The organism is Kribbella sp. NPDC051936, from assembly GCF_040680955.1.
Classification (GTDB): domain Bacteria; phylum Actinomycetota; class Actinomycetes; order Propionibacteriales; family Kribbellaceae; genus Kribbella.
The window spans coordinates 975,392-998,803 of the sequence record NZ_JBFAXS010000001.1 but is presented as its reverse complement, the minus strand read 5'-3'; the positions used below and the strand labels follow the sequence as shown (position 1 = coordinate 998,803).

At 68.7% G+C, this 23,412-nt stretch carries 24 protein-coding genes and 1 riboswitch; of the genes, 11 read left to right on the top strand and 13 right to left on the bottom strand.

Annotated elements, in window-relative coordinates; translation table 11 throughout:
• The first annotated feature begins 27 nt into the window (after positions 1 to 27).
• Entirely contained in the window at positions 28 to 1,152 is a 1,125-nt protein-coding gene (locus AB0L64_RS05025) for a helix-turn-helix domain-containing protein (RefSeq protein ID WP_363707807.1), read from the top strand.
• A complete protein-coding gene (locus tag AB0L64_RS05020) occupies positions 1,149 to 2,354 on the top strand; it encodes a hypothetical protein (RefSeq protein ID WP_363707805.1) in 1,206 nt (401 codons plus the stop codon). Before AB0L64_RS05025 ends, AB0L64_RS05020 begins: the two co-directional genes overlap by 4 nt.
• Here the strand turns inward: AB0L64_RS05020 and AB0L64_RS05015 are convergent.
• From AB0L64_RS05015 to AB0L64_RS05000, 4 genes are all read right to left on the bottom strand, one after another.
• The gene (locus tag AB0L64_RS05015) at positions 2,301 to 2,774 is read right to left on the bottom strand and encodes a GNAT family N-acetyltransferase (protein ID WP_363707803.1); all 474 of its coding nucleotides are present in this window, start codon (positions 2,772 to 2,774) and stop codon (positions 2,301 to 2,303) included. The genes AB0L64_RS05020 and AB0L64_RS05015 overlap by 54 nt on opposite strands.
• An 88-nt stretch (positions 2,775 to 2,862) precedes the next feature.
• A complete protein-coding gene (locus AB0L64_RS05010) occupies positions 2,863 to 3,936 on the bottom strand; it encodes a serine hydrolase domain-containing protein (protein ID WP_363707801.1) in 1,074 nt (357 codons plus the stop codon).
• A 69-nt stretch (positions 3,937 to 4,005) separates the two neighbouring features.
• Positions 4,006 to 4,623: a tyrosine-protein phosphatase gene (locus AB0L64_RS05005; protein ID WP_363707799.1), complete on the bottom strand. Its 618-nt coding sequence runs from the start codon at positions 4,621 to 4,623 to the stop codon at positions 4,006 to 4,008.
• A gap of 40 nt (positions 4,624 to 4,663) precedes the next feature.
• Complete coding sequence (locus AB0L64_RS05000; protein WP_363707797.1) at positions 4,664 to 6,088, bottom strand: MFS transporter; 1,425 nt, start codon at positions 6,086 to 6,088, stop codon at positions 4,664 to 4,666.
• 108 nt (positions 6,089 to 6,196) lie between these two features.
• Between AB0L64_RS05000 and AB0L64_RS04995 the strand changes: the two genes are divergently transcribed.
• The gene (locus AB0L64_RS04995) at positions 6,197 to 6,850 is read left to right on the top strand and encodes a TetR/AcrR family transcriptional regulator (protein WP_363707795.1); all 654 of its coding nucleotides are present in this window, start codon (positions 6,197 to 6,199) and stop codon (positions 6,848 to 6,850) included.
• 80 nt (positions 6,851 to 6,930) lie between these two features.
• The gene (locus tag AB0L64_RS04990) at positions 6,931 to 7,116 is read left to right on the top strand and encodes a YegP family protein (protein ID WP_355699751.1); all 186 of its coding nucleotides are present in this window, start codon (positions 6,931 to 6,933) and stop codon (positions 7,114 to 7,116) included.
• A 63-nt stretch (positions 7,117 to 7,179) separates the two neighbouring features.
• Here AB0L64_RS04990 and AB0L64_RS04985 read toward each other — a convergent pair whose 3' ends face one another.
• A complete protein-coding gene (locus AB0L64_RS04985; protein WP_363707793.1) occupies positions 7,180 to 7,542 on the bottom strand; it encodes a YciI family protein in 363 nt (120 codons plus the stop codon).
• Between the two features lie 95 nt (positions 7,543 to 7,637).
• On the opposite strand from AB0L64_RS04985, the gene AB0L64_RS04980 reads away from it, so the two are divergent.
• Together AB0L64_RS04980 and AB0L64_RS04975 are read left to right on the top strand one after the other, a co-directional pair.
• The gene (locus AB0L64_RS04980; protein WP_363707791.1) at positions 7,638 to 8,600 is read left to right on the top strand and encodes a pyridoxal-phosphate dependent enzyme; all 963 of its coding nucleotides are present in this window, start codon (positions 7,638 to 7,640) and stop codon (positions 8,598 to 8,600) included.
• A 271-nt stretch (positions 8,601 to 8,871) separates the two neighbouring features.
• Positions 8,872 to 9,063: riboswitch (cyclic di-AMP (ydaO/yuaA leader) on the top strand.
• Complete coding sequence (locus tag AB0L64_RS04975; protein ID WP_363707789.1) at positions 9,063 to 9,923, top strand: NlpC/P60 family protein; 861 nt, start codon at positions 9,063 to 9,065, stop codon at positions 9,921 to 9,923. (Overlaps the previous riboswitch by 1 nt.)
• A 153-nt stretch (positions 9,924 to 10,076) precedes the next feature.
• On the opposite strand, the gene AB0L64_RS04970 is transcribed toward AB0L64_RS04975, so the two are convergent.
• From AB0L64_RS04970 to AB0L64_RS04960, 3 genes are read right to left on the bottom strand one after another with little or no spacing between them, the layout of a single operon-like run.
• Positions 10,077 to 10,565 (bottom strand): hypothetical protein, encoded by a 489-nt coding sequence (locus AB0L64_RS04970; protein ID WP_363707787.1) that lies wholly within the window; start codon positions 10,563 to 10,565, stop codon positions 10,077 to 10,079.
• Between the two features lie 38 nt (positions 10,566 to 10,603).
• Positions 10,604 to 11,260 (bottom strand): response regulator transcription factor, encoded by a 657-nt coding sequence (locus AB0L64_RS04965; RefSeq protein WP_363707785.1) that lies wholly within the window; start codon positions 11,258 to 11,260, stop codon positions 10,604 to 10,606.
• A complete protein-coding gene (locus tag AB0L64_RS04960) occupies positions 11,257 to 12,498 on the bottom strand; it encodes a histidine kinase (RefSeq protein ID WP_363707783.1) in 1,242 nt (413 codons plus the stop codon). Before AB0L64_RS04960 ends, AB0L64_RS04965 begins: the two co-directional genes overlap by 4 nt.
• A 142-nt stretch (positions 12,499 to 12,640) precedes the next feature.
• On the opposite strand from AB0L64_RS04960, the gene AB0L64_RS04955 reads away from it, so the two are divergent.
• From AB0L64_RS04955 to AB0L64_RS04945, 3 genes are all read left to right on the top strand, one after another.
• The gene (locus tag AB0L64_RS04955) at positions 12,641 to 13,525 is read left to right on the top strand and encodes an ABC transporter ATP-binding protein (protein ID WP_355699744.1); all 885 of its coding nucleotides are present in this window, start codon (positions 12,641 to 12,643) and stop codon (positions 13,523 to 13,525) included.
• A 29-nt stretch (positions 13,526 to 13,554) separates the two neighbouring features.
• Positions 13,555 to 14,361 carry an ABC transporter permease gene (locus tag AB0L64_RS04950; RefSeq protein WP_363707781.1) on the top strand — a complete coding sequence of 269 codons (807 nt, stop codon included), beginning with the start codon at positions 13,555 to 13,557 and terminating at the stop codon, positions 14,359 to 14,361.
• A gap of 194 nt (positions 14,362 to 14,555) precedes the next feature.
• Positions 14,556 to 14,741 carry a DUF3073 domain-containing protein gene (locus AB0L64_RS04945; RefSeq protein ID WP_355474918.1) on the top strand — a complete coding sequence of 62 codons (186 nt, stop codon included), beginning with the start codon at positions 14,556 to 14,558 and terminating at the stop codon, positions 14,739 to 14,741.
• Positions 14,742 to 14,917: 176 nt separating this feature from the next.
• On the opposite strand, the gene purM is transcribed toward AB0L64_RS04945, so the two are convergent.
• Positions 14,918 to 16,009, bottom strand: coding sequence for a phosphoribosylformylglycinamidine cyclo-ligase (purM, locus tag AB0L64_RS04940; protein ID WP_363707778.1), 1,092 nt, complete (start codon positions 16,007 to 16,009; stop codon positions 14,918 to 14,920).
• A gap of 27 nt (positions 16,010 to 16,036) precedes the next feature.
• Entirely contained in the window at positions 16,037 to 17,596 is a 1,560-nt protein-coding gene (purF, locus tag AB0L64_RS04935) for an amidophosphoribosyltransferase (RefSeq protein ID WP_363707776.1), read from the bottom strand.
• Positions 17,597 to 17,852: 256 nt separating this feature from the next.
• Here purF and AB0L64_RS04930 point away from each other — a divergent pair, with 256 nt between their 5' ends.
• A complete protein-coding gene (locus AB0L64_RS04930; RefSeq protein ID WP_363707775.1) occupies positions 17,853 to 18,836 on the top strand; it encodes a helix-turn-helix transcriptional regulator in 984 nt (327 codons plus the stop codon).
• Positions 18,837 to 18,843: 7 nt separating this feature from the next.
• Positions 18,844 to 19,830 (top strand): helix-turn-helix domain-containing protein, encoded by a 987-nt coding sequence (locus tag AB0L64_RS04925; protein WP_363707773.1) that lies wholly within the window; start codon positions 18,844 to 18,846, stop codon positions 19,828 to 19,830.
• A 774-nt stretch (positions 19,831 to 20,604) separates the two neighbouring features.
• Here AB0L64_RS04925 and AB0L64_RS04920 read toward each other — a convergent pair.
• The 3 genes from AB0L64_RS04920 to AB0L64_RS04910 are packed head-to-tail and all read right to left on the bottom strand — an operon-like array spanning position 20,605 to position 23,395.
• Positions 20,605 to 21,975, bottom strand: a complete 1,371-nt coding sequence (locus AB0L64_RS04920) for an NAD(P)(+) transhydrogenase (Re/Si-specific) subunit beta (RefSeq protein ID WP_363707771.1) — start codon at positions 21,973 to 21,975, stop codon at positions 20,605 to 20,607.
• On the bottom strand, positions 21,972 to 22,277 hold the full coding sequence (locus tag AB0L64_RS04915; RefSeq protein ID WP_355699737.1) for an NAD(P) transhydrogenase subunit alpha: 306 nt from the start codon (positions 22,275 to 22,277) through the stop codon (positions 21,972 to 21,974). Before AB0L64_RS04915 ends, AB0L64_RS04920 begins: the two co-directional genes overlap by 4 nt.
• The gene (locus AB0L64_RS04910; RefSeq protein WP_363707768.1) at positions 22,274 to 23,395 is read right to left on the bottom strand and encodes an NAD(P) transhydrogenase subunit alpha; all 1,122 of its coding nucleotides are present in this window, start codon (positions 23,393 to 23,395) and stop codon (positions 22,274 to 22,276) included. The genes AB0L64_RS04915 and AB0L64_RS04910 overlap by 4 nt, the downstream gene beginning before the upstream one ends.
• Between the last annotated feature and the right edge of the window lie 17 nt (positions 23,396 to 23,412).

The following is a 23,412-nucleotide window of genomic DNA, read 5'->3' as shown; positions in this document are numbered from 1 at the left end:
GTTGGTCGACCATTTTCGGGAGTGACAGTGGCCCCCTCTCCAGAGGCCGTACGACTCGCCAGGCGACTCCGGGACCTCCGGGAAACCGCGGGACTGACCCAGAAGGACGTGTCGCAGGCGCTCAGCGCCGACGTCCGGGTCGCGGTGGCGACGATCAGCTCGTGGGAGTCGCAGAGCAACCCGAAACTTCCCCCCGAGGACCGGCTGCGGTCGTACGCACTGTTCTTCGCGATGTCCCCGACCCTCGAGCGGCTGCCGCGCGAGCAGGACCTGAGCCCGGCCGAGCGCGAGCGCTTCAGCAGCCTGCAGCGGGAGCTGATGACGCTGCGGGACGACGTGCGCCACCAGCAGAGCGGTTCGTCGTCGTCCAACAGCTCGTACACCTTCGACTTCGAGTCGGGCCGGATCACGCTGATCTGCCCGGAGGTGCCGGAGCTCGGCCGTTCGCCGCTCGCGGACGAGGACAACCCGAACCACACCCGGTTGTACAAGTACGCCGACCTCGACGCGCTGATCGAGATGTGGGGGCATGTGCGCGCCTCCAACCCGGAGCTCCGGGTGCGGCACCGGCTGCCGTCCGAGGTGAGCGCCGACCACATGTCCGGCCATCTGATCCTGATCGGCGGGATCGCCTGGAACCGGGTCACCAGCCGGCTGCTGCGGGTCCTCGACAACCTGCCGATCCGGCAGATGTCGGTCCCGGACCTGGCCGACGGTGAGATCTTCCGGTCACGCGACGGTCGTGAGTACCGGCCGCTCTGGGAGGAGCGCAAGGGCGCCGCGGAGGACGACGCGCCGAGCAAGGCCGAGCTCGAGGCGGAGCAGGCGCAGGACGCCTGGAAGGGCGACACTCCCCGGGAGCTGGTCGAGGACGTCGCGCTGTTCGCGCGGCTGCCCAACCCGTTCAACCACAGCCGGACCATCACGATCTGCAACGGCGTCTACAGCCGCGGTGTGCTGGGCGCGGTCCGGATGCTGACCGACGACGCCGTCCGGGAACGCAACGAGATCTACCTCGCCAACAGATTCCCCGGCGGCGTGTACGGCCTGCTGATGCGGGTGCCGGTCATCAACGGCGAGGCCGTCACCCCCGACCTCGAGATCGAGGACAACCGTCTCTTCGAGTGGTCGCCGGAGGACGAGGACGCATGAGCCGTCGCACCAGACAGATCAAGGCGTCCCACGCGGGCCTGCTCTTCGACGGATCCGCACCGGTAGCAGCTTCCGCGAACACGCGCCTGGACGCGATCGTCGTACCGGCCGCGCGGCCGGCGTCGGAGCTGCAGAGCGTCATCACGCTGTCCGCCGAGCTGGGCGTACCACTCGTCGTCCTCTGCAGTCACAGCGCACAAGTCGGGCAGGTCGTCCAGCGGGTGAAGGACACCTTCGGTGCCCAGGCGCTCGTCATCGACGTCCCCCAGGGCTTCCGGCCCCCGTGTCCGGCCCCGAAGACCTCCGCCGAGAAGTTCCAGAACGCCTCGGCCGGCCGCGCGAGCGATCTCAGCGCGAAACGCAACATCGGCCTGTTGCTCGGTCGGCTGCGCGGCTGGAACAAGATCCTGTTCGTCGACGACGACATCAGGCAGCTCAAGGCGCGGGACGTCCGGCGCCTCACCGGCTACCTGGACCGGCACCCGGTCGCCTCGATGGTCAGCTGGGACTTCCCGGACAACTCGGTGGTGTGCCACGCACGCCGCCTGGTCGGGTCGCAGGACGTGTTCGTCAGCGGTGCGGTCCTCGGTGTGGACCTGCAACGCCCGGAGCTGTCCTTCTTCGCCGACATCTACAACGAGGACTGGTTCTTCTTCGCCCGGCACGCGGCCCGGCGGGCGATACCGAAGATCGGCGAGGTCCGGCAGCTGGAGTACGACCCGTTCGCGGATCCGGACCGGGCGGCCCGGGAGGAGTTCGGCGACCTGCTGGCCGAGGGGCTGTACGCGGCGTTCGAGGGCCAGTCGGGCTCGACCTTCGAGGAGCAGCTGCGGATCGCCATGGAGCCGTCGTACTGGGACTACTTCAAAACCGTCCGGCTGAAGACGATCACCGAGACGCTCGCCGACGTCCGGGCCGCGAAGTCCTCGTTCGACGACATCGAGTACCGCCGCATCGAGAAGTCGCTGGAAACCGCGAAGACCTGGGCCCTGAAGATCTCCTCGAAGCTGTGTGTGGAGTTCATCGAGAGCTGGCAGGAGGACGAGGAGCTGTGGCAGAAGATGCTCGGCAACCTCCCGGCCCGGCTGAGCAAGCAGGAGGCCCTGCGCCACCTCGGCCTGTCGAACTGGATGTCCTGCGGCTACGGCCTACCGACAGAATCGGAGACGGATCTCGCACCGGCCGGAGTGGTCTTCCAGTAACTGACGTTCGCCGGTGGGGCTGAACCCGAGCCGGTCGTACACCTGGCGTGCGACCGCGTTCGTGTCCAGCACCCACACCCGCCACTCGGTGACGTCGGGTTCGATCGCCGCGAGCTCGGCGAGGACGGCCCGCAGTACGCCGGTCCGGCGGTAGCGCGGATCGACCCAAACCGACTCGATATGCCGTTCGCACGCCGGCCGGTCCAGCACCCGCACCGAGCTGGCCAGGGCGATGATCCGCGCCTCGTCGCGGGCGACGACCCATCGCATCCGGGTGAAGCGCTCGCGCCAGCCGTCCTCACCGACGGTCACCTCGACCTCGTAGTCGGCGATGTACGCCGACGGTGAATCCTTCAGGGCCCGGAGGCGCACCTCCCGGGCGATGGGCCAGTCGTCGGCACCGAGCATGGCGAGTTCCAAGGTCCCGGACCCCTTCGGGAGATGGCAACAAGGCATCCATACCAGTGTCGCCGTTTCCCAGGATCACCAAACCGCAACGCGGACAATGTCACATCGGGTGACCGGTTTCCCGGCAGATCACCCGGTCGACGAACGCGTCGACGGACGCGTCCGGGTTGTCCGGGAGGTGCGGGGTGACGGCAACCGTGACCTGCCGCCGGGCGTCCTCGGTCGCGAACGAGTAGGCCTGGTACGCGAGGGCGTCGCCGTCGTTGCCGTACACCCGCACCTTGCAGGCGGTGTCGTGCCAAGACAGCCCCAGGCCGTACCGGCTGTCCGGAGTGCCGGGCGTCTTCATCGCGTCGAGCAGCCGGGCCGGGAGCAGCTGCCCACCGAGCAGCGCGGCGAAGAACCGGTTCAGGTCGCGGGTCGTGGAGATCATGTCGCCGGCGGCACCGAACAGCGTCGGGTTCAGTTCGGTGAAGTCGACCAGCCCGCCGTCCTTGGGCACGTAGCCGTGCGGGTGCGGTCCCTTGATGTACGGCGACGTCCCGGGCAGCGTCGTACCGTGCAGCCCGAGCGGGCGGATCAGCCGCTGCTCGATCTCCTCGGCATACGTCCGGCCGGTGACCTTCTCGATGATCTCGCCGACGAGCAGGTAGTTCGTGTTCGAGTAGTCGTACCGCGAGCCCGGCGTGTCGAACACCGGCGGCTGCGCGAGCGCCCGCTCGATCTGCTCGGCCGCGGTCCAGGTCCGGTACTGGAGCGCGTAGAAGGCCGGGCTCGGCGGCATCGGCAGCGTGTCCTTGAAGTCGTACAAACCGCTGGTGTGGTTGAGCAACTGGCGCACCGTGATGTTCGCGCCGTTCGGGACGACGCCCGGCAACCAGCGCTCCACCGAGTCGTCGAGCCGGATCCGCTGCTCGGCGACGAGTTGCAGCACGACCGTGGCGACGAACGTCTTCGTGATACTGCCGGCCCGGAACCGCCCCGCGACCGGGACTTTCCGCGAACTGCCCAGTTCCGCAACTCCGCTGCTGCCCCGCCAGACCTGCCCGCCGTCCCGCACCTCGGCGAGCGCGCCGATCGCGACAACGCCGTCGAGGCCCTGCTGCAACTCCTGCGGCGAGTTCACCGCAGGAACCACGGCCATCGCCGCAGCTGTCACCAATGCCACCAGCATCCTGATCTCCTCATGTGTCCGTCCGGTCCCCCAAGCCTTCAGCTCAGTGGGCCGCGCACACATCAGGGATCACCCGGTCAGGCGACTACGTAACTCACCCAGTTGTCCAGCAGTCATCCCGGCCTGCAGGAGATAAGCCGACGTTCCGCCGTACCGATCGTCCAGATGCGACAGCAATCCGACAATGACGTTGCGGGACGCAACAGAAGCTTCGTAGTCGGCGGCAATCATCTCGCGCGGCACACCAACCAGATCGAGCAGCAACGCGACGATGACTCCGGTCCGGTCCTTCCCGGCATGGCAATGCACCACCACGCACCCCGGCGGCGCCTCCACGATCGCCGTCATCGCCGACGCGATGCGGCCGCCGAAATCGTCGACGAGAATCCGGTACTGCTCGAACGGTCCCAGCTCCGACACGTCCGCATCGGCGGGATCCCACAGCGAGGCATTCCGCCAGCGCGGGTCGGCGGCGTACGGCGACCGGAACGCCTCGCATTCCCACGCGCTCCGCAGATCGACGAACCTGCTGACCCCGGCGGCCTCGACGGCGGCGAGGCCGGCGGGAGTCAGCTGGTCGAGGTTGTCACTGCGCACCAGTCGCCCGGAGAGCAACTCACCGCTTGCCGTCGGGAGGCCGCCGAGGTCGCGGGTGTTGCGGCAGTCCGGCCAGATCAGAGGGCGCATGGGGTGCAGCCTAGATCGGCCGGACGTTGCTGGCAGCAACTTATGCGGCGGCGGTGGCTTCGGTGAGCTGCTCGGACGTGGGCTGGAGTTGCGGGGCGGCGAAGGTCAGCAGGATGTTGGCGACGGCGAAGGCGGCGGCCGCGAGCAGACCGCGCTCGTACCCGGACTGCAGCGCCTGGAGCTGGGTCGCGCCGTGGGTCAGCTCGTTGGTGGTGTGCGTGATCGACAGCGTGGTGACGATCGCCAGACCGAGCGCACCGCCGACCTGGTACATCGCGTTGACGACACCCGACGCCGCACCGGCCTCGGCGGGACGGACCTCGGACACCGCGCTGATCTGCCCCGGTACGCCGACACCGATGATGCCGAACCCGAAGATGATCAGACCGGGCAGCAGCTCGGAGCTGTAGCTACCGGTCGCGTCGGCCTGCGACAGCAGAAGCAGCCCGGCGACGCTGAGCACCGCACCGGCGACCTGAACCGTCCGCGTTCCCCACCGCTGCACCAGCTGCGAGGCGAGGACCGCGCCGACGATCGCCGCGCCGCCCATCGGCAGGAAGTGTATCCCCGCGTCGAGCGCACTGTCCCCGCGGACCTGCTGCAGGTAGATAGCAGTCAGGAAGAACATCGACAGGAACCCGGCGCCGTTCAGCGCCAGCGACGCACCGGACACGCTCAACGCCCGCGACCGGAACAACCGCAACGGGACGAGCGGCGCTGCCGACCGGGACTCCACGATCACGAACGCCGCCAGCAGGACCACGCCGGCCGTCAGTACGCCGACGACCTCGAACGAACCCCACCCGGAAGGCTCCGAGCGCACCACACCGTAGACAACGGCCATCAGGCCGGCGGTGCCCAGGACCGCGCCCAGCGTGTCGAAGGTACGGCGACCCGTCGCGTGCCGCACGTCGCGGACGAACACTGGGATCAGGGCGACCAGTGCGATCACGATCGGCACGTTGACGAAGAACACCCACTGCCAACTCAGCGAATCGACGAGGACGCCGCCCGCGACCACCCCGAGGGTCCCGCCCAGGCCGGCGAGACCGCCCCAGACGCCCATCGCGATGTTGCGCTCACGTCCATGGGCGAAGGTCATCGTCAGGATGGCGAGCGCCGCCGGAGAGAGCAGAGCACCGCCGAGGCCTTGCACAGCGCGGGCGCCGATCAGGAACTCCGGCGAGTTGGACAGCCCGGCGACCAACGACGTGACGCCGAACAGCACCAGGCCCGCGGTGAACACGCGGCGCGGCCCGAGCAGGTCGGCCATCCGCCCGCCGAGCAGCAGGAAGCCGCCGAAGAGCAGCGTGTAGGCGTTGATCACCCATTGCAGGGAGTCGGCGGAGAAGTTCAGGTCCGCCTGGATGTGGGGCAGCGCGACATTCACGATCGTCACGTCGAGCACCACGATGAACTGCGCGAGGGCCAGCACCGCCAGGGTGGCCCAAGGACTGCGTCGCATCGCCGTACCTCATTCACTAAGTCAGGTCTACCCTGTGTTGTCTACACCGTATGTATACGGCGTAAGCTTACGGAGTAGACATTAGGTCTACGGTGTAAACTTGTCAACGTGATCACCAAAGAACGCCTCGACCCGGACAAGATCGTCGACACCGCGCTGGCCATCGCGGACGACGAGGGACCGGCCGCGATCTCGTTCCGGAAGCTGGCCGCGCAGCACGACGTCACCCCGATGGCGCTCTACCGGCACTTCAAGGACAAGGACGACCTGCTCGCGGCGCTGGGCGACCGGCTGCTCGCGGACATCGTGCTGCCGGAGCCGACCGACGAGCCGTGGGACCGGCAGCTGCACGCGCTGCTGACCGCGTTCGTCACGGCCTTGCGGGCGCACCCGCGGCTCGCGGACCTGACGCTGGCCCGGATCCTGGTCGCCGAGCCCGGCCTCGCCCTGGCGGAGCGGGCACTGGAGCTGCTGGTCGAGGGCGGATTCTCCGTCGACGACGCGGCCGAGGTCGGCCGGCAGTCGATCTGCTCGCTGATCGCGCTGGTCACCACCGACCCCATCGTCCGCGAGTTCGGCGACCCGGTGGCCCGTGAGGCGTCACTGCGCCGCAAGCGTGCCTCGCTCGGCGCACTCTCGCCCGAGCGCTACCCGCTGATCACCGCGTCCGCCGGCTCACTGATCTGCTCGCCGTCCCAGGAGCAGTACTACGCCGTCGGCATCGACCTGGTCGTCGGCGGCATCCGCGGCGTCCTCGCGTAGGGCGTGTGTGCCTGCCGTTTGCGTCACCGGAGGACTACGCTCCGAAGCGGAGCGATACCACTCTCTATGGAGGTACACCGATGGCGGGGAAGTTCGAGCTGTACAAGGACAAGTCCGGTGAGTTCCGGTTCCGCTTGAAGGCCGGGAACGGCGAGGTCATCGCCACCAGCAGCGAGAGCTACGGCACCAAGGCCGCCGCACTGAACGGGATCGACTCGATCAAGCGGAACGCTGCCGAGGCGAACGTCGACGACCAGACGGACTGATATCCCAAGAAAACAAGGGGGTTCTCCACAGGCTGTGGAGAACCCCCTTCGTCGTCGGAGCGGTCAGAGACCGTCCGCGAACTCGACGCCGCGGACCTCGACACCGAGGCCTTCGATCCCGGCGTCCGGGATCATCGCGGCCAGCTCGCAGGCACGCTCGCGGGACGCCACGTCGACCAGGTAGTAGCCGCCGAGGAACTCCTTCGACTCCACGAACGGGCCGTCGGTGACGGCCGGCAGCCCGTTGCGGACCCTGACGACCGCCGACTGGGCCGGCTGCTGCAACGCGACCGTGCTGTGGAACTCGCCGGACGCCTTGATCGTGTCCATGAACTTCTGATGCCCGCTGCCGATGGCCTGCTGCTCCTCCTCGGGCAGCGTGGCGATCACGTCGGGGTTGACGTTCAGGACCAGTAGGTACTTCACGATGTCTCCTTCACCAGCGGCTCCCGGTGTGGGCGCCTCTCAACCATCAGTACGGAGCGCTCCGGCCGATCTTGACATCGGTATAGCGTCACCCCATGTCGGAGCTGAGTCTCACAGATGTCAGGGCCGCGGCCGATCGCCTCGCCGGGGTCGCGCACCGGACGCCGGTCCTCACCTCGCGGACGCTCGACGAGCTGGTCGGGGCGCGGGTGTTCCTGAAGGCGGAGAACTTCCAGCGGATCGGGGCGTTCAAGTTCCGCGGCGCGTACAACGCGATCAGCAAGCTCTCCCCGGAGCAGCTCGCGACGGGCGTGGCGGCGTACTCGTCGGGCAATCACGCGCAGGCCGTCGCACTGGCGGCCCGCCTCGCCGGGACGTCGGCGGTGATCCTGATGCCCGAGGACGCCCCGCCGACGAAGCTGGCCGCGACCCGCGGGTACGGCGCCGAGGTGGTGACGTACGACCGGTACACCCAGGATCGGACCGCGCTGGCTCACGAGCTGGCCGCGGAGCGGGGGCGGCCGCTGATCCCGCCGTACGACCACCCCGACGTGATGGCCGGGCAGGGCACCGTCGCACTCGAGCTGATCGAGGAGGTCGGGCATCTCGGCGCACTGCTGGTCCCGGTCGGCGGCGGTGGACTGATGGCAGGCTGCGCAACCGCGGCGACGCTGATGTCCCCCGGGATCCGGATGATCGGCGTGGAACCGACCGCGGGCGACGACCACGTCCGGTCGCTCGCGGCGGGCGAGCGGGTCGAGATCGCCGTTCCGCGGACCATCGCGGACGGGCAGGCGGTCTCGGCGCCCGGCGAGCTCACGTTCGCAGTGAACAAGCGGCTGGTCGAGGCGTTCGAGCTGGTCAGCGACGAGGAGATCGTGGCCGCGATGGCGTTCGCGTTCGAGCGGCTGAAGATCGTGCTCGAGCCGAGCGGGGCGAGCGCGCTGGCAGCACTGCTGGCCGGACGGATCCACGGGCTGCCGGAGCGCGTCGGAGTGGTGCTCTCGGGCGGGAACGTGGGGCTGGAGCGCTTCCACGAGCTGCTCGGAAGTAGCTGAATGCGCAAGGACTTTAGGATGCCCTGACCACCCTCTGTGCTCGTTGTCACAGAGGGCCACCATCGAATGTGGTGCAGATCACACCGAAGCCCTCGTTTGCCGCCTGCGCCCCGCTCAGACGCGCTCAGGACACCTGGTGTTCACCCCGGCTTATTGAGCCGTCAGGAGCCCTCTCAGGCCCATTTCGGAACAACTCTGTGGATCTGAGGGTTTGCGTCGTGATCCTTCTGTTATACAGTCGTCGGCGGTTCGGTAAACAACACGAACCGCACACGAGTCAACGCCGAGCTCCGCCAGGCTCGTGTGCTCCCCTCGAACAACCAAGGCGGAGGTGGGGGACCCAGGAGGTTGGGTCTCGACCGTGAGTGGTCGGAACCCTGGGGTGAAGTCCGCGGGAGCGGACCGGGCTATGAATCCCAGCCCGAACCCGACAGCTAACCTCGCAGGCGTCGGGAGACAACCATGCCCGTCACTGCCCGACGGACGTCGCTTCTGCGCGCCGTCAGCCAGACCGCTGAGTCCAGTACCGACCGGCCCACGGGCCGGACCCTGGCGAAGCACCGCAAGACCACCCGTCCGGGTGCGCCCCGGGCCGCAGCGGCCGTCCTTTCCGTCGGCCTCGCTGTCGGCGGCGGCGCCGCACTGTCCGTGACGACCACGTCGGCCGCCTCGGCGTCGACCAGCTCCACCACCGCGACCACCGTGCCGCGCGGGTACTGGAGCATCCCCAGCAAGCCCCTGCTCCGGTACGGCGACAAGGGCACGACCGTCAAGTACGTCCAGCGGGCCCTGCACCTGGGTCCGGACGGCTACTTCGGTTCGAGCACCGTCCGGGTGCTGAAGAAGTTCCAGACCTCCTGGGGTCTGAAGGCCACCGGCTACACCGACAAGAAGACCTGGGGCCGGCTGACCTGGGCCGCCAAGCACAAGGTGCTTTACGGTCCCTACGGCAAGTCCACGGGTTCCGTCGGGACGTTCCGGGCCAAGGTGCTCCGGGAGGCCGCCAAGCTCAAGGGCACGCCGTACCGCTACGGCGGCACCAGCCCGCGCGGCTTCGACTGCTCCGGCTACACCGGCTACGTGTACAAGAAGGCCGGCAAGAAGCTGCCCCGCACGTCGCGCCAGCAGTACAGCGCGACCAAGCACATCAGCCGCAAGGCCGCCAAGCCGGGCGACCTCGTGTTCTTCCGCAGCGGTGGCGGCGGTGTGTACCACGTCGGCATCTATGCCGGCGGCAACATGCTGTGGCACGCCTCGAAGCCGGGTAAACCGGTCGCGAAGGCGAAGATCTGGACCAGCAGCGTGGCCTTCGGCCGCGTCTGAGTCCTGACCGGCCGGCGTCCTACCCCCCCAACTGGGCGCCGCCGGTCGTCAGCGTCCTCATCCCCCAGGCACGCTGACTTCCGAAACCGGCCCGAACCGTCGCCCCCACCCCTCCGACGGATCGGGCCGGTTTCCTGTCTCCAGGTATCGCGCCTACGCCAAGGCTGCGTTCACGGCCGCCAGCAGGTCTTTCGGCCGCCGGGCCGGCACCGCCAGCAGCTCAGGAGAGCCCGTACGGCGGACCACGATCCACTGCACGCCGCGCCCTAGCCGGCCCCACGCTCCACCGACGATTCGCACGCCGGTCTCGCCGACGACATCGCTCGCGGTCTGGGTGTTGAGCCTGTCCAGCTGGGCTTTGCTCAGCACGGCTTCGGCCGGATGGGCACCGAACGACCGATCCAGGTCACGCAGGACCACCGTGTGCTTACCGACCACCAACTCCTGCCGGGTGACCCGGACGTTCCCGTAACGGGCGTGCGCGAAGAAGTAGATCGCCACCGGAAGCAGCACGACACCGGCCACCAGGAGGACCGGCTGCGCGATCAGACTGCCGATACCGATCAGTGCGAGCGCCGCGACGGCCAGGCCGCCGTACACCCACTGGTTGCCCATGCTCTTGCGATACAACGTCTCGTCCACGGCGCCAACCCTAAGGTCGAGCAGGTGTACGCGTTCTGCTAGCCGTCGAGCAGGCCGGCCTCGTGGGCCAGGATCGCGACCTGGACGCGGTTGGTCGCGTCGAGTTTGACGAGGGCGCGGGACACGTGGGCCTTCACGGTCGCCTCGCTCATGAACAGCTTCCGGCCGATGTCGGCGTTCTGCAGGCCGCGGCCGACCTCGACGAGCACCTCGCGCTCCCGCTCGGTGAGCTTGCTGATCCGCTCCTGCGCGGCCCGCTTCCGGTCGGCGCGCGGATCGCCCGCGAAGTGCCCGATCAGCCGCCGGGTCACCGCCGGCGACAGCATCGCGTCGCCGGCCGCCACCACCTTGATCGCCTGCACCAGCTCACGCGGCGGCGTGTCCTTCAGCAGGAACCCGCTGGCGCCCGCCTGCAAGGCCCGGAACACGTAGTCGTCCAGGTCGAACGTCGTCAGCACGACGATCTTCGGCGGATCGGGCAGGGCCTGCACCTCCCGGGTCGCGGCCAGGCCGTCCAGCCGCGGCATCCGGATGTCCATCAGCACGACGTCCGGCCGATACTCCTTCACCATCGCGGCGGCGTCCGCGCCGTCCTCGGCCTCGGCGACCACCTCGAGCTCGGAGTCGGACTCCAGGATCATCTTCAGCCCGGCCCGCACCAGCGCCTCGTCGTCCACGATCAGCAGCCGCGTCATCGCTCCCCTTCATCTCCGTCCAGCACCGCGTCGCGGTCCGACACCGCGCCTCCTGGCAGCCCGGCAGCGCTGGGCAGCGCGTCGTCGTCGCGGCCGTCCGGCCAGGGCAGCCATGCTTCCACCCGCCAGCCGCCCTCGGGGGTCGGCCCGATCCAGAGCCGCCCGCCGACCAGCTGCACCCGCTCCCGCAGGCCGACCAGCCCGGCACCCGCACCAGGCAGCAGTGAACCAGCAGCCACCGGCCGGACGTTCGCCACCCTGACCGTCACGCCCTGCCCACGAGCGCCATGGACCTGTACGTCGGTCGCGGCGCCGCGGGCGTGCTTGTGCACATTGGTCAGCGACTCCTGCACCACCCGGTAAACAGTGCGCCCGACCGACACCGGTACGTCGTCCGGCAGCGTGACGTCGTACCCCACGGTGACTCCGGCGTCTCGTGAGGCCTTGATCAACCGCTCGAGGTCCGAGGCCTTCGGAACGGGAGTCAGGTCCGCCCCGGCGACGCTGACGTCGGTCCGCAGCACCCCGAGCACCTCCCGCAGGTCCTCCATCGCCTGCCGCGCGGTCTCGCGGATCAGCCGGGCGGAGCCCTCGACCTTGTCCGGCCCGACGGCCGGGTTCACCTCGAGACCACCGGCATGCAACGCGATCAGCGAGACCTTGTGGGCGAGCACGTCGTGCATCTCCTGGGCGATCCGGGAACGCTCGCCGAGCCGGGCCTGCTCGCTGCGCAGCTCGCGCTCGGCCTCGGCCCGCTCGGCGCGGTCCCGCAGCGACGCCATCAGGTCACGGCGGGCGCCGACGTACGCACCGACGGCGATCCAGGTCCCGACCAGGAACGGCCCCGTGAAGACGGCCACCCAGATCTGGTTCACGTTGCCCCAGCTGTTCAGGACATACGCGGCATACCCGGCGAGGCCGAGGACGGCCAGCGCGAGGTCGCGCCGGCGGATCGCCAGCGTCAGCAGCGCGAGGCCCATCGGGACGAAGATCCCGCCGGTCAGCATCGCCAGCACGGTGACGGCGGTGACCGTCACCGGGAAGCGCCGGCGCCAGAACAGGACGACCGAGGCAACAATCCCGGCGCCCAGCACATACCAGTCCTTGACCGACCAGCCGTTGCCGCCGGACGCGGCCTGCAGCACGATCGTGAGCAGGCTGAAGCCGACGTACAGGATGTCGCGCAGGCGCGGGGCATGCCTGGCCCACCAGGCGTACCACCTCCGCAACCGTCGCATTCCGTCACTGTAGTTCGACGGTCGACGCGATCACGTCCCCCTTCCGGGTGGGTTCCGGAGCCGATCGGACGACTTTCGTAGGGGGTCGGCGCAGCCGCTCGTCCGATGTGCGACGGGGGGCGGAGACGGTTGACTCGTTGCCATGATCACCGTCGAGAACCTGACCAAGCGCTACGGCAGCACCACGGCTGTCCAGGACGTGTCCTTCACCGTTCAGCCGGGCAGCATCACCGGCTTCCTCGGCCCGAACGGCGCCGGCAAGTCCACCACGCTGCGGATGCTCACCGGGCTGACGCCGCCGACCTCCGGCACCGCCACGATCACCGGTAAGCGGTACGCCGACCTGCCGAACCCGGGCCGGGTCGTCGGGGTCATGCTCGACGCCGCCGCGCAGCACCCGGGCCGTACCGGCCGCGAGACGCTGCTGCTGAACGCGAGCCTGCTCGGGGTGCCGAAGACGCGCACCGACGAGATGCTCGAGGCGGTCGGGCTCAGTCACGCCGCGAAGCGCCGCGTCGGTCAGTACTCGCTCGGTATGCGCCAGCGGCTCGGCATCGCGAGCGCACTGCTCGGCGACCCGGCCGTCCTGATTCTCGACGAGCCCGCGAACGGGATGGACCCGGAGGGCATCCGCTGGATGCGCGGGCTGCTCCAGGACTTCGCCGCCCGGGGCGGCACGGTGGTCCTGTCCAGCCACCTCCTCGGTGAGGTGCAGGCGACCGTCGACCGGCTGGTCGTCATCGGCGGCGGCCGGATCGTCGCGAACGGCTCGCTGGAGGAGCTGCTGGCCGGTTCCGGCACGCTCGTCCGCGGCCTCGACCCGGTCGGGCTGAACGAAGCCCTGACCGCGGCCGGGCTGCAGCTCGAGCCGCTGTCCGACGGCTCGCTGCGCGTCGACGCCACCGCCGAGCAGGTCGGGCGGGCCGCCGCCGCGGCCGGCCAGATCCTTCTCGAGCTCCGCCAGAGCGACGGCGCCGGCCTGGAGGACCTGTTCTTCCAGCTGACCGCCCAGCCTGTCGCCGCCTGATCACACCTACTTTCTTCTGGAGACCTTCGATGACCACCGTGACCGACGTCGCACCCACGGCGCCCGCCAAGCACCGCGCCGAGGTGGCGACCAGCCTGCCGCCCGCGCGCGGCCAGTCCTTCCTGAAGCTCGTCGCCCTCGAGCTCCGCAAGTCCGTCGACACCCGCAGCGGCCGGGTCCTGATCGCCGCGATCCTGCTGCTGGCGGTCGCCGCGATCACCTGGCAGCTCACCCACCTGCCGCAGGGGACGGTCGGGTTCGAGGGCTTCCTCGGCGCCGCGTCCGCCGGTCCGATGCTGATCCTGCCGGTGATCGGCGTGATGGCGATGACGTCGGAGTGGACGCAACGCACGGCGCTGACCACGTTCACGCTCTCGCCGCGCCGGGTGCGCGTGCAGCTGGCCAAGTTCGTCTCGGCGGTCGTGCTCAGCGCGGTCGTGACCACGGGCGTCGTCCTGCTCGCGTTCGCCGGCACCGCGCTCGCCGGGGCGACCTCCGGCCGCGGTACGTCGTACGCCGGGCTCGGCGGTCAGCTCGCCGGCGGCTACCTGACCGTCGCGCTGAACGTGGTGATGGGCGCGGCCTTCGGTGCCGTGATCGCGCAGACCGCGGTCGCGATCCTGGTCTACTTCATCGCGCCGACCGCCTGGTCGCTGGCCGGTCCGGCGCTGTTCAAGGACAACGCGAACTGGCTGGACGTGTTCGGCGCGCTCGGCCGGATCGCGGAGCGCGACCTGCACGGAATGGTGCCGGAGACGCTCACCGCGGTGGGCGTCTGGATCGTCCTGCCGACCGTCGTCGGACTGTGGGCTAGCTCACGCCGCGAGGTCAAGTAGCGGTGGTGAGCACGGCGGGGCGAGCCGGTTTGAGGGGACCGGCCCGCCCCGCCCGCTGTGTGATCGGACCTCTGCCCGGGGGCGGTGCGTGTGTCGATCCCTGGCTCCGGGTATCCTTGAACCACGATTACTGACGACTGATCCGTGGGCGCCACGCAGCGTACCCGGTTGACTTGTGCGAGGGGGTCGACGCTATGGGGCGCGGCCGTGCAAAGGCCAAGCAGACGAAGGTCGCACGCGACCTGAAGTACCGCACCTGGGACACCGACTTGGACCAGCTCAAGCGAGAGCTGTCCGGTGAGCAGGGTGGGAACAGTTCTGCGAACGGCGACAACGACGGCGACGACTACGACGCCGACGACTACCACCCCCGTCGGTAAGCAATTTCAGCCCGGCTGAGCTGCTCAGTGCCCTCAGGGGTACCTGAGAGCAGTTCACCGTGCGCCCGACGAATTGACACACAGCACCGCCTGTGGCGGATCGACGATTCAGCAGCCCGAGGCGTCGGACGGCTCCATCGTGACCCGCTCACAGGCGGACGCTGTGCACCCGGGCTCTACTTGGCGTAGGTGCCTTCGAGCGTGACCGTGCCGCCCGGCGTCGCGGTGACCTCACCGCACACCCAGGCGGGGATGTCGCGGGCTGCCAGTGCCTGGATCGCGGCGTCGGCGGACGACGGATCGAGGACGGCGACCATGCCGGCGCCCATGTTGAGCGTCTTCTCGAGCTCGGGCAGCGCGACGTCGCCGAGCAGGCCGACGAGTCCGAAGACCGGCGCCGGCGTCCACGTCGAGCGGTCGATCCGCACGGACAGCTCGTCCGGGATCACGCGCGCCAGGTTCGCCGCGAAACCGCCGCCGGTGATGTGCGACATCGCGTGCAGCGCCTTCTCTCCGCGGTGATTCAGTTCGTCGGCGCCGTTCAGCTCCTGGATCAGCTCCAGGCAGTGCTTCGCGTAGACCCGCGTCGGCGTCAGCAGCACCTCGCCGAGCGTCGTCCCCAGCTCCGGCACGACCCGGTCGAGCGTCCACTTCGCCCGGTCGAAAAACACGTGCCGCACCAGGCTGTACCCGTTCGAGTGCAGTCCCGACGACGCCATCGCCACGACGACGTCCCCCGCGCGCACCCGCTCCGCGCCGAGCACCTCGTCCGCCTCGACGACACCGGTCGCCGCGCCCGCCACGTCGTACTCGTCCGGCTCCAGCAGCCCCGGGTGTTCCGCGGTCTCGCCGCCGACGAGCGCCGTACCGGCCTCGACGCAGGCCTCCGCGATGCCCTTCACGATCTGCGCGATCGTCTCCGGCACCACCTTGCCGGTGCAGATGTAGTCGGTCATGAACAGCGGCTCCGCGCCGCACACGACCAGGTCGTCGACGACCATCCCGACCAGGTCGAACCCGATCGTGTCGTGCTTGCCGAGCTTCTGCGCGATCGCGACCTTGGTCCCGATCCCGTCCGTCGACGTCGCCAGCAGCGGCCGCCGGTACGACGTCAGCGCGGTCGCGTCGAACAGCCCGGCGAACCCGCCGAGCCCGCCGACCACCTCGGGGCGGGTCGCCTTCGCCACCCACTCCTTCATCAGCTCGACGGCCCGGTCACCGGCCTCGATGTCGACCCCGGCAGCGGCGTAACTCGCGCCTTGACTCACTGTGTTCTCCCTGTTGGGTACGGCGTACTACGGGCGGCTGAGCGCGTCCGCGGCGCCGCCACCGCCGGAGACCGTGGCCAGGCCGTCCGCGTCGGTCACCGGCAGCTCGAGCAGGTGCTTGCCGAGCCGCTCCGGATCGGGCAGCGCGACCGGGTACACACCGTCGAAGCAGGCCCGGCAGAGCCGCTCCTTCGGGACCGTGGTCGCCTCGACCAGACCGTCCAGGCTGATGTACCCGAGCGAGTCGGCGCCCAGCGAGCGGCAGATCTCCTCGGTGTTCAGCCCGTTCGCGATCAGCTCGGCGCGGCTGGCGAAGTCGATGCCGTAGAAGCACGGCCACTTCACCGGCGGCGCGGTGATCCGGACGTGGATCTCCTTGGCGCCGGCCTCGCGCAGCATCCGAATGACCGCGCGCTGGGTGTTGCCGCGGACGATCGTGTCGTCCACCACAACCAGGCGCTTGCCCTCGATCACCTCGCGCAGCGGGTTCAGCTTCAGGCGGATGCCGAGCTGGCGGATCGTCTGGCTCGGCTGGATGAACGTGCGGCCGACGTACGCGTTCTTGACCAGGCCGGAGCCGTACGGGATGCCGGACTCCTCGGCGTACCCGATCGCGCCGGGCGTGCCGGACTCGGGCGTCGCGATCACCAGGTCGGCGTCGGCCGGGTGTTCCTTGGCGAGCTTGCGGCCGATCTCGACGCGGGTCGAGTAGATCCGCTGGCCGGAGATCTGGGTGTCCGGGCGGGCCAGGTACACGAACTCGAACAGGCAGCCCTTCGGGTCCGGCTCGGCGAACTTCGTCGAACGCAGCCCGTCGGCGTCGATCGCGACAATCTCCCCCGGCTCGACCTCGCGGATGAAGCTGGCGCCGACGATGTCGAGCGCGGCGGTCTCACTGGCGATCACCCAGCCGCGCTCCAGCCGACCGAGCACCAGCGGGCGGATGCCCTGCGGGTCACGGGCGGCGTACAGCGTGTTCTCGTCCATGAAGATCAGGCTGAATGCGCCCTTGACCTTCGGGAGGATCTTCGCCGCGGCCTGCTCGATCGTCAGATCGGGGTACCCGGCCAGCATCGAGGTCAGGATGTCGGTGTCGCTGGACGCACCGTGCTTCGCGTTCGCCTTGGCGTGATCGACGTCGGCGTCCAGACCGAGATCGAGATCACCTTCGCCGTTCAGGCTGGCGGCGAGCTCACTGGTGTTGGTCAGGTTCCCGTTGTGACCGAGCGCGATCGAGCCGGTCGCCGTACTGCGGAACGTCGGCTGCGCGTTCGCCCACACACTGGACCCGGTCGTCGAATACCGGCAGTGACCGATCGCGATATGCCCCCGGAGCGACGCCAGGGTCGCCTCATCGAAGGCCTGGCTGACCAGCCCCATGTCCTTGTAGACGAGGATCTGACTCCCGTTACTGACCGCGATCCCGGCCGACTCCTGCCCCCGGTGCTGCAAGGCGTAGAGCCCGAAATAGGTGAGTTTGGCAACCTCTTCCCCCGGCGCCCAGACCCCGAAGACGCCACAAGCGTCCTGCGGACCCAGATCCTGCGGGTCGAGTTCATCAGTAAGCCGACCATCGCCACGAGCCACACCCGCAGTCTACGGGACGCCCAGAGGACCGAAGACCAGCGTCTACCAGCAGGCGACGCAGGGGTCCTCCCCGCTCCCGGCTGCGGATGCAGGCACCGGAGCAGCAATGACGAGAAGTAGGGCGACGCTGACCACGGTCAGCAACTTCTTGATCACGTAACGTCCCTTCAGAAATAATCCGAACCCACCATTGGGTGCTCAATGTCGACGCACTCTGTATATGGTCGGTTCCGACAAGTTCTGGAGGAGAAGGATCGTGCTCGAGCCGCTGGGGGTGGACGAAGCCACTTTTGCGATCTATCACGCCCTTCTCAGCCACCCAGACAGTACGCCCGAACAGATCGCCTCGCTACTAGAAAAGCCTCTGGCAGATGTTCTCGCGCTGATGGACAAGCTTCGGATGCTCGAGCTCCTCGTCCCGACGTGGACCAACCCGGATGGAGAGCATGCAGTCCACCCGCGCGTGGGGCTGACCGGCCTCGCTGAGCGGAGGCGGACTGAACTGAACAAGATGCTCGGCGAACTGAAGGAGGCAGAGGCCTCGGCCGAGGCGATCGCCGAGCAGTACAACGAATTGCTGACGTCCCGAAGCAGCGGAGATATCGAAGTCCTCAAGGGCCGCGCGAACGCGTCTCGGCGGATCGAAGAGCTCGCCTTGAAGACCCGGGATAGCTTCTGGGGCCTGGTGCCTGCCCACTTCGACGAATCCATGCCCGCATCGGACCGCTCCCCAGACGCCGAGCTGCTGAGACGCGGAATCAAGATGCGGACTGTTTACCTCCAGAGCATGACCGAGTCCAAGCAGGCCCTGGGGTATGCAGCGACCATCCACAGGCTCGGTGGCGAGGTCCGGGTTACCCCGACGCTGCCGATGCGTCTCCTTCTCCTTGACCAAGAGCTCGCGATCATGCCGATGGACCCGGGGCATCCGTCCGCAGGCGCCGTGATCCACCGCAGCCCGGCCGTTGTGTCGGTAGCGCTGGCCCTCTTCGACGCCTACTGGTCCCGCGCGACCGAGATGTTCAGCCCCGACGACCGCGACGACGAGAACCCGCTCACTCCCCACGAAGCCGAGGTCCTCCGCCTCCTCGCCGGCGGCGCCAAGGACGAGCAGGTCGCCCGCCTCCTAGGCATCTCCCTGCGCACGGCCCGACGGATCACCGCCAACCTCTCCGAACGCCTCAACGCCGCCAGCCGCTTCGAACTCGGCGTAGCCGCCGCGAAGCGTGGCTGGGTGTAGGTCTGACTTGTTCGAGTCGCTAGGGCTGACCAAGGAGAGCCTCGCGGTCTACCGGGCTCTGCTTCAACGCCCAGAGCTGATTCGTACGGCGCACATCGGTGACCTCGCTACCACCGTCGAGGTGACGGAGAGCGAGGTCGAGGCGCTGCTCGGCCGGCTCCGGGAGCTTGGTCTGCTCGTGCCGCGTTGGAATATCCCGGACGAGGAGTACCCTCTCGACCCGCGAGCAGCGTTCGACATTCTTGCCGGCCGCCGTCAGCAGGAGATCGACCAACTCAGCGGCGAACTGAACGCGGACAGAACTGAGGCGGCACAATTTGTCGCGGACTACTCCGACATTCTCGTTCAGAAGACCGCCGGTGGCGTTGAGGTTCTCGAGGGCGAGCGCGCATATCAACGGATGCAGCATTTCGAACCGGTGAAATCCAGTTGGGCGATGTTTCCACCGGATCCGGTGCCACTGTCTCGTCCACCGGAGGAAACTGGCGACATCCGGTTTCTGGAGCGTCGCGTCGACGCTCGGTACCTCGTTGTCGAGTCGCAGTTGAAGGTGCGCGGAACTCGCGAGTACATCGATTACATACGGGACTACGGCGCGGAGGTGCGGGCCGTACCTTCGGTGCCGCTGAAGATGATCATCTTCGACGGTGAGGCTGTGGTTGTAGGGATCGACCCTGACAACAATGCGGTCGGGGCGATGGTTCATCACAGCAAGGCTGTCCTTCGGATCGCTGTCGACCTCTACGAGCACTACTGGCGGCGTGCTCGACCTGTGATCGAAAGCCCCTTACCGCAGGAGAACGACCTCACTGCGCAGGAAGCCGAGTTCCTCCGACTGCTCGTGCAAGGCGCGACAGACGACCAGGTTGGACGAAAGCTTGGGGTCTCGCTGCGGACCGTGCGGCGGATTGCGGCGAAGTTGAGTGAGCAGGTGGGGGCTTCGGGGCGGTTTGAGTTGGGGGTTCGGGCGGCGCAACGCGGGTGGGTGGATTAGCCCCAATCCCAGGCTCGGGATAAGGGCTTGTTCGGGCAGGGCAAAGTGTTGGCTCCTTGTTTGGGACGGGTGAGAGGAATGGGTGCGCCGCCCGGCCTCTCGGTACCGAAGTCAAACAGAGAGACCATGTCCTCGACAACGGACGACATTGGCCGGGAGAGGTCTTTGGCCGGGTGCGGCCACCTGCACGAGGTGCCCGAAATTCAGCGCCTGGCGGTGCACCGCGCCCTCGGCGTACCGCGATCCGACATACGACGGTCAATCACCCGCGCCGTACGACAATCCCACCAACCCCGTCACCGCTGTACGCCGACGCCCTCCGTCACACCACAGCCCGTCGTCGATGTCGGCGTACATGCCGAGGTGGGCCTGGCGTGCTACGGACCCCGCCGTAAGTTCCGACTACCAGCCCGGCGTACGGCGAACCGATCGACCCAGGACGTCACCGATGCCGCCTACAACAGCCGAGCCGAGGGACGAGACCTCGCCGTACGGTCCCACCACCAGCCCCGTCGTCGTCGTACGACGGTTCGCCGGGACCCGATGTACACACACCGCAGTCCGCCACAAACCCCGCCGTGCGTAGCAGCGGTAACCCGCCACGACGAGCCCGCGTTTCCCCATCGCCAACCCCGCTATCGCTGTACGACTGCAGACCAGCATCCCACCGACATACCGCTAGCCGATGCACGCGTCGACCTCGGCCGTCTTGGTCCGCCACACACCCCGCTACCGTCGTACGACCGCCCACCGGACCCGCCGAGGGCGGTTGAGTCAGACGGTTTTAAGTGCCGCCAGGAGCTTGGTCAGGGAGTCTCGGGCGTCGCCGAACAACAATGTGGTTTTGGGGTCGTAGAGGAGTTCGTTTTCGATGCCGGCAAAGCCGGGGCGCATGGAGCGTTTGAGGAAGATGACTCGTTGGGCTTCGTCGGCGTTCAGGATGGGCATGCCGTAGATGGGGGCCGACGGGGTGGTGCGGGCGGCGGGGTTGACGACGTCGTTGGCGCCTACCACCAGGACTACGTCGGTGGTCTTGAAGTCGCCGTTGATGTCGTCCATCTCGCGGAGCTGGTCGTACGGGACCTGGGCCTCGGCGAGCAGGACGTTCATGTGGCCGGGCATCCGGCCTGCGACCGGGTGGATGGCGTAGTCGACCTTGACGCCGCGGCTCTGCAACTCCTCGACGAGGTCGCGCAGTGTGTGCTGGGCCTGGGCGACGGCCAGGCCGTACCCGGGCACGATGATGACCTTGTTCGCGTACCCGAGCAGGATCGCGACGTCCTCCGGTCCGGCCGAGATCACCGGCCGGTCGGATGCCGTGCCGCCGCCGAGGGTGGATCCGCCGCGGACGGCGCCGAAGAGGATGTTGAAGACGGACCGGCCCATCGCGTCGGCCATCAGCTTGGTCAGCAACGTACCGGCCGCGCCGACCAGGGTGCCCGCGACGAGCAACAGGGTGTTGCCGAGGACGTAACCGCCCGCGGCCACCGTCAGACCGGTGAAGGCGTTCAGCAACGAGATGACGATCGGTACGTCGGCGCCGCCCACCGGCAGCACCAGCATGACGCCGATCGCGAGGCCCAGCAGGCACAGCAGTACGCCGACCCACACGCGCGGGTCCGACACCAGCCAGACCGCGAGCGCGACGCCGCCCAGCAGCGAGGCGACGAAGAGCACCGGCAGGCCGGGGAACGTCACCGGACGGGTCGTCATCAGCTCCTGCAGCTTGGCGAACGTCACCACAGAGCCGGAGAAGCTGACCGCGCCGACGACGATCGTGAACGCGGTGGCGATCGCCGAGACGGTCGCGTCGGAGGAGATCTCACCGAGCTCGAGCAGCGCGACCAGCGCGGCCGCGCCGCCGCCGACACCGTTGAACAGGGCAACGAGCTGCGGCATCTGGGTCATCTGCACGCGCCGCGAGCCGACCACGCCGCCGACGGTGCCGATGGCCAGCGCGATCAGGATCGGGGCCAGGTGGTCCGGCTTGTAGGCGGCGAACGTGATGATCACCGCGAGCACCGCACCGGCGGCGCCGATCAGGTTGCCGGTGCGTGCGCTGCGCGGCGACGACAGTGCCTTCAGCGCGACGATGAAGCAGACCGCGGAGACCAGATAGCCGATCTGGGCCCAGGTGGGGATCACTTGTGCAGCTCCTTCTTACGAGCCCCCGGACCTTTGAACATCTCCAGCATCCGGTCGGTGACCACGAACCCGCCGACCATGTTGACGGTCGCGAGCACGACGGCCAGCAGCCCGACGGCGACCACGATCGCCGAGTCGGCGGCACCGGTGACGATGATGGCGCCGACCAGGATGACGCCGTGGATGGCGTTCGCCCCGGACATCAGCGGGGTGTGCAGCGTCGAGGAGACCTTGCTGATCACCTCGACCCCGACGAACGCGGCGAGGACGAAGATCGTCAGCAACGCGATGGACTCACTCATGCCTGTCCCTCCAGAAGGGCGCGGGTCGGCTCGTGGAGCACGCTGCCGTCGTGGGTGACGCAGCAGCCGCGGACGATCTCGTCCTCGAAGTCGGGGTCGAACGCGGCGTTCCGCGTCATCAGCCGGATCAGGTTGGCGATGTTCTGACCGTAGAGCCGGGACGCGGGTCCGGCCATCTGCGACGGGACGTTCGCGCCGCCCCAGACCAGCGCGTCGCCGATCGTCAGCTCGGTCCCGGCGACGGATCCCTCGACGTTGCCGCCCTGTTCCGACGCGAGATCGACCACGACCGAGCCTGGCTTCATCTGCTCGACCATCGACCGGGTGACCAGCATCGGCGCGGTCCGGCCCGGTACGGCGGCGGTGGTGATCAGGGCGTCCGCGGCCGCGACGTACGGCGTGAGCAGTTCGCGCTGGAGCTGGGCACGCTCCGGCGTCATCTCGCGGGCGTACCCGCCGGGGCCGTCGAGGGTGCCGAGCTCGAGCTCGATCGGTACGGCGCCCATCGACGCGATCTCCTCCGCGGCGGCCGTGCGGACGTCGTACGCCTTGACGACCGCGCCGAGGCGTTTCGCGGTGGCGATCGCCTGCAGGCCGGCCACGCCGGCGCCGAGGACGAGGACCTGGGCCGGCGGGACGGTGCCGGCCGCGGTCATGTTCAGCGGGAAGAATCGCGGCAGCCGTTCGGCGGCGACGATGGCGGCCCGGTACCCGGCGACGAGCGCCTGTGAGGACAGCGCGTCCATCGACTGGGCCCGGGAGATCCGCGGAATCAGCTCCATCGCGAACGCCGTCAGCTTGGCCCGGGTTGCGGTCCGGACCACGTCTGGCGGGTTCGTCGGCAGGAACGACATCAGCGCCGTACCGGCGTGCAACCGCTGCAGGCGCTCGCGTTCCAGCGGCTGCACCGACGCCACCACGGTGGCCGCGTGGTCGGCGCCCCAGGCCACCTCGGCGCCGGCCTCGCGGTACTGGTCGTCGGAGAACAGCGCCCGCTCACCGGCGGCCGGCTCGACCGCGACCTCGTAGCCGAGCTCGATCAGTTTCGCGACATGTTCCGGCACCAGGGCGACCCGGCGCTCGGCCGGTCTGGTCTCCCGTACGACTGCGATCTTCACTCGCCGAAACCTATGCC

Coding starts and splice junctions, on each gene's coding strand:
- AB0L64_RS04960 (WP_363707783.1), bottom strand. CDS start 12,498: ATGCGACGGTTGCGGAGGTGGTACGCCTGGTGGGCCAGGCATGCCCCG.
- AB0L64_RS05020 (WP_363707805.1), top strand. CDS start 1,149: ATGAGCCGTCGCACCAGACAGATCAAGGCGTCCCACGCGGGCCTGCTC.
- AB0L64_RS04915 (WP_355699737.1), bottom strand. CDS start 22,277: ATGAGTGAGTCCATCGCGTTGCTGACGATCTTCGTCCTCGCCGCGTTC.
- AB0L64_RS05000 (WP_363707797.1), bottom strand. CDS start 6,088: ATGCGACGCAGTCCTTGGGCCACCCTGGCGGTGCTGGCCCTCGCGCAG.
- AB0L64_RS04945 (WP_355474918.1), top strand. CDS start 14,556: ATGGGGCGCGGCCGTGCAAAGGCCAAGCAGACGAAGGTCGCACGCGAC.
- AB0L64_RS04975 (WP_363707789.1), top strand. CDS start 9,063: ATGCCCGTCACTGCCCGACGGACGTCGCTTCTGCGCGCCGTCAGCCAG.
- AB0L64_RS04980 (WP_363707791.1), top strand. CDS start 7,638: ATGTCGGAGCTGAGTCTCACAGATGTCAGGGCCGCGGCCGATCGCCTC.
- AB0L64_RS05010 (WP_363707801.1), bottom strand. CDS start 3,936: ATGCTGGTGGCATTGGTGACAGCTGCGGCGATGGCCGTGGTTCCTGCG.
- AB0L64_RS04965 (WP_363707785.1), bottom strand. CDS start 11,260: ATGACGCGGCTGCTGATCGTGGACGACGAGGCGCTGGTGCGGGCCGGG.
- AB0L64_RS04990 (WP_355699751.1), top strand. CDS start 6,931: ATGGCGGGGAAGTTCGAGCTGTACAAGGACAAGTCCGGTGAGTTCCGG.
- AB0L64_RS04950 (WP_363707781.1), top strand. CDS start 13,555: ATGACCACCGTGACCGACGTCGCACCCACGGCGCCCGCCAAGCACCGC.
- AB0L64_RS05005 (WP_363707799.1), bottom strand. CDS start 4,623: ATGCGCCCTCTGATCTGGCCGGACTGCCGCAACACCCGCGACCTCGGC.
- AB0L64_RS04955 (WP_355699744.1), top strand. CDS start 12,641: ATGATCACCGTCGAGAACCTGACCAAGCGCTACGGCAGCACCACGGCT.